This window comes from Stenotrophomonas sp. 2YAF22, assembly GCF_052114665.1.
GTDB lineage: Bacteria > Pseudomonadota > Gammaproteobacteria > Xanthomonadales > Xanthomonadaceae > Stenotrophomonas > Stenotrophomonas indicatrix.
The window spans coordinates 1-4,460 of the sequence record NZ_JBFRFE010000353.1 but is presented as its reverse complement, the minus strand read 5'-3'; the positions used below and the strand labels follow the sequence as shown (position 1 = coordinate 4,460).

5 protein-coding genes are annotated in these 4,460 nt (G+C 67.3%); 2 read left to right on the top strand and 3 right to left on the bottom strand.

Annotated elements, in window-relative coordinates; translation table 11 throughout:
- Positions 1 to 757: hypothetical protein (locus AB4Y84_RS14205; protein ID WP_442250315.1), on the bottom strand; the 757-nt coding region annotated here is incomplete at its 3' end.
- A gap of 205 nt (positions 758 to 962) precedes the next feature.
- On the opposite strand from AB4Y84_RS14205, the gene AB4Y84_RS14200 reads away from it, so the two are divergent.
- Both AB4Y84_RS14200 and AB4Y84_RS14195 read left to right on the top strand, forming a co-directional pair.
- Entirely contained in the window at positions 963 to 2,153 is a 1,191-nt protein-coding gene (locus AB4Y84_RS14200) for a glycoside hydrolase family 18 protein (protein WP_312111594.1), read from the top strand.
- Between the two features lie 103 nt (positions 2,154 to 2,256).
- Positions 2,257 to 2,649 (top strand): VOC family protein, encoded by a 393-nt coding sequence (locus AB4Y84_RS14195; protein WP_223495901.1) that lies wholly within the window; start codon positions 2,257 to 2,259, stop codon positions 2,647 to 2,649.
- A gap of 25 nt (positions 2,650 to 2,674) precedes the next feature.
- Here the strand turns inward: AB4Y84_RS14195 and AB4Y84_RS14190 are convergent, their stop codons facing one another.
- Together AB4Y84_RS14190 and AB4Y84_RS14185 are read right to left on the bottom strand one after the other, a co-directional pair.
- Positions 2,675 to 4,234, bottom strand: coding sequence for a PepSY-associated TM helix domain-containing protein (locus AB4Y84_RS14190; RefSeq protein ID WP_223495899.1), 1,560 nt, complete (start codon positions 4,232 to 4,234; stop codon positions 2,675 to 2,677).
- A 10-nt stretch (positions 4,235 to 4,244) separates the two neighbouring features.
- Positions 4,245 to 4,460: hypothetical protein (locus AB4Y84_RS14185; RefSeq protein WP_442250314.1), on the bottom strand; the 216-nt coding region annotated here is incomplete at its 5' end.

Here is a 4,460-nt window from a genome sequence, read left to right as displayed (position 1 = left end):
GTGTGCCATAGCTGCAGCGCAGGCACAGGTGACGTACCGAATGGGTCCAGTCTTCGACCAGGCCGATGCCGGGCAACGTCATTGCGCGCAGCGCGGCAATGTCCTCCGGCCCTTCGCACTGCACGAACACGGCATGGGTCGCCATGTCCGACTGCTGCAGGCGCTGCATGGCATTGAACACCGGTACTTCGCGCTCGCCGTAGGTCCGGTGCCCGGTGGATGCGCCGTCATGCAGCACGATGTCGCCGAAGCGGAACCCACTCTCAGGCAGTGGTACGTTCTCCACCCGTGCACGTACCGGATCCAACCGGCGCATGTACACGGTCTCGCCGCTGGACCAGGGATTCAGACGAACGCAGGCAATGCCGAAATTGCCGTTGATCGGGCCTTCGCCCTCGGGGAGGGTGATGCCGCAGCGGCTCCATTGCCGGCGTGCCTCGGCCCAGTCGCCGGCGCCGGTGGCGGCAATTCCCGCATTCCACGCGGTCGCCTCATCGACTTCATCGCGCAGCTGCTCGGAGCGGAGGTTGTCCTGCAGCGACAACGCCCACTCGCGCAGGTACTTGTGTGCCAGCCCGCGCATGTAGTGCAGGTGGGGGATGTCGGGTGTCCATTCGACGAGCTGGCCGAACAGGATTGCTGCGTCAGCAAGGTCGCCCGCATCAAAGGCCGCATAGGCGCGGGCCTCCAGCGCCTGCAGCCTTTCGAGGGTTTCGTCGTCCAGCAGTTCGCCGTCTGCGTCGTGGTCTGCGGTCATGTCCGTGTGCCAGTGAAGATCCAGCGCCACCTTAGCTCAGGCGGGTCGTGTGTTGTCCTGCAGCGAAGTGCTTTCGACGTTGTGCAGCCACGACCGTGTCAGCTTCCAGCGGCACACCACTGTCCAGCGGACGACATGCACGGACATCCGCACCACGGGCCGATCTGTTTGCTAACGTGGCGGCGCCTTCGACCCGGGAGTTTCCATGTTCCGCCAGACCTTGGCTGTACTTGCAGTGCTGATCGCCGGCACGCTGCCCATTGCCGCGCAGGCGCAACCGGCGCAACCGCCGATCTTCGGTGCGTACTATCCCGGCGGTTCCGCCGAGCGCTATCCGGTATCGAGCATCCCGGCCGAACGACTCACCCATCTGTTCTATGCGTTTTCCACCATCGAGGACGGACGCTGTGCGATCGGTGCCGAGGCGCCAGCCAACTTCGCCGCGTTGGCCGAGCTCAAGCGCAGGCATCCGCATCTGCGCACGTTGATTTCGATCGGGGGCTGGGGCGCGGGCGGATTCTCCGACGCTGCGCTGACCGATGCCAGCCGCAGGCGCCTGGTTGATTCGTGCATGGCGTTGTTCTTCGAGCGTCATGCCGGCAGCTTCGATGGCGTGGACATCGACTGGGAGTTCCCGGTCAGCGGTGGCCCGAAGGAGCTGGAGCACCGCCCGCAGGACCGTGCCAACCTGACCAAGCTTGCGCAGGCCTTCCGGCTGGCGCTGGATGCCCGCGGCAGAAAGGCGGGGCAGCCGATGCTGCTGACCGCCGCGCTGGCCGCTGGCCGTCTGCAGACCGATGGGCCCTACGACCCCGCCGCCAGCTACGATCTGCCCGCGTTGGCCAAGGTGTTCGATTTCATCAACCTGATGAGCTACGACATGGGCACCGGCTTCTCGTCGGTGTCGACCTTCAATGCCCCCCTGCATGAAGTGCCAGCCGACCCGCTGGCGCCGGAGCTGCGGCGCTGGAACAACGTGGCCGGTGCCGTGCAGTACTACCGCGAGCATGGCGTGCCGGCGGGCAAGCTGGTGCTGGGCGTGCCGTTCTACGGGCGCGGCTTCAAGGTCACCGGCGAGTCGGCGGACGGCCTGTACCAGGCCTACAGCGCGCCGGCCGATGCCGGTGACTGGCGGGTGATCAAGGCGCGCTATCTCGACCAGCCGGGTTGGACGAAGCATTGGCAGCCGCAGGCGCAGAGCCCGTGGCTGTACAACCCGGCGCAGAAGATCTTCATCAGCTACGAGGATCCGCGCTCCATCGGCCTGCGTGCGCAGTTCGCGCGCGAGCAGGGCCTGGCCGGTGTCTTCATGTGGGAGCTGACCGGTGACGATGAGCAGGCCAGCCTGCTCAACGCCATGCTCGCTCCATGGCAGAAGGCCCGCGTCGGCGACTGACCGGTTCAACATTTCCGGTCGGGGGCCGGTCCGGCGGTGACGGGCAAACGCTGTGGCCCGAAACCGCACATCGGCGCCACGCACGCAGCGCTAAGCTGCGTGCATGATCATCATCGACCGCCTGGACCACTTGGTTCTTACCGTTGCCGACATCGACCGCAGCTGCGACTTCTACCAGCGCGTGCTGGGCATGGACGTCGTGCGCTTCGGCGCCGGCCGCGTCGCCCTGCAGTTCGGCCAGCAGAAGATCAACCTGCACCCGGCCAGCGCGCCGTTGCAGCCCCACGCGCTGCTGCCGACCCGTGGCAGCGCCGATCTGTGCCTGATCACCCAGCTGGGCGTACAGGCGGTGCTGGCCCACCTGCAGGCCCAGCAGGTAACGATTGAAGAAGGACCGGTGCCGCGTACCGGAGCGCTTGGGCCAATCGAGTCGGTGTACTTCCGTGATCCGGATGGGAATCTGATCGAAGTGGCCCGCTACGTGGAACCCATGTAAACCCGCGTGCTGCGAGCATGCTTGGTCAGTTCGCCCACACGCTGTTGGGGTCACCGTTGCGGGCCCGCCGCTGGCTCGCATACGCCAGACGGGCAAAGCCAAAGGCCATCGCCAGTGCCATCGCATCGATCCAGAACAACGGCCAGTGGCCGCGTGCGGCGGCCAACCACAGCCAGTCACCGTTGAGGGCGCCGTGCGCCACCGGCACCAGCGCGGTGCTGATCGCCGCAGCCCACAGCAGTTCGCGCGCTGCCTGTGCCGGGCGGCGCAGGGCTGCCCACAGCGCACACGCCGCCCAGGTCATGAAGCAGGCCCAGCGGATGCCGTGGTCGACCTGGGCAGGCGCTACCCGCTCCAGCACCAGCGCGGCCACGAAGGCCACCGAGATCGCCACGCACAGGCCGATGCAGACGCCCACCGTGGCCCGCGCCATGTTGACGGCCGCGCGCGACTGCTGCGGCTGACGGCGCTTGCGACGCGACTCGATCCACAGCAGGTTGCCCGAATAGAACAGGAAGGCGCCGCCGAGGCCCAGCAGGAAGTACAGCCAGACCACCACGCCGTTGCCGAATTCGCCGAAATGGAGGGCATAGGCGGCACTGAGCGTGGCGTGGTTGGCATCGCGTTGACCGGGCAGCTGGCTGGCCAGCACGCGGCCGCTTTCGACATCCAGCGCGACGGCGCCGAGCGGGCCAAGCGTGCCGCTGGCCTCGCCGGTGATTTCGATGGTCGCGTTGGCATCACCGCCATTGGCCAGTTTCAGGTAGGCCGGTTCGAAATTTGCCACACCCTGCGCGCGGGCCACTTCCAGCGCCCGTGCGTGCAGTTCGCGCAGGCTGCCCGGCGCGGCAGGGATGCCACTGGCTTCGCGCAGCGGCGCGGTATCCATCGCCGTCGGTACCGCCTGCAGCGCCTTGCCGTCGTAGATCAGGGGATCGAGTACCGCCATCTGCATGAACACCAGGCAGAGCAGGGCGCCGGTCACCGCGAACATCAGGTGGAACGGCAGGCTGAGCACGCCGATCACGTTGTGCGCGTCCTGCCACTGCTGCTTGAGATTGCGGCCCGGGCGCAGCGCGAACAGATCGCCCAGCAGCTTGGGCAGGTGGATCACCAGCCCGCTGAGCAGGGCCATGCCGTACAGCAGGCTGACGATGCCCATCACGTAGATCCCGGCCACCGGCAGGCCCAGGCTGTAATGCAGTTCGTTGACCAGTTCGGCCAGCCCGGTCTGCGGTGGCGTCGGACTGCCGCCGGTCTGTCCCGGCCATGCATAGCGCCAGCTGCCATCTTCGGCCTGCCAGTAGGCCAGCGGCTGGGGATGATCGGCGCCCGGGAAGGTCATGCCGACGTGGCGACGCGCTTCCGCATGCGTGGCCAGAACATCGTCGAGCAGGTACTGGGCGTCATCCAGGCCGGCCGGCAATGCGGTTGCCGCGCCAGGCGTCTGCCACAGCGGGAGGTCGTGGTGGAACAGGGTCAGTGCGCCGGCATAGAACGCCACGAACAGCCCGAAGCCGGCGACCAGGCCGACCCAGGTGTGCAGGGTGGTGAACGTGCGCAAGGTCTGTGAACTGAATTTCATGCGGTCGATCTCATTGCACTGCGCCGGCCAGGCGCAGCAGGCCGAGTACGGCGAAGCCAAGGGCCGCGCAACCGGCCAGGGTCAGCCAGGCGCGCAACGGGCTGCGGAAACTGAAGGCCCACAGCGCGGCCAGCATCCACAACGGGACGAACGCGATCAGGCTCGGCACCAGGGCTTTCTGCCAGGGCCCCGGCGGCAGCCATGCGACCAGGCCGGTCGCCGCAGC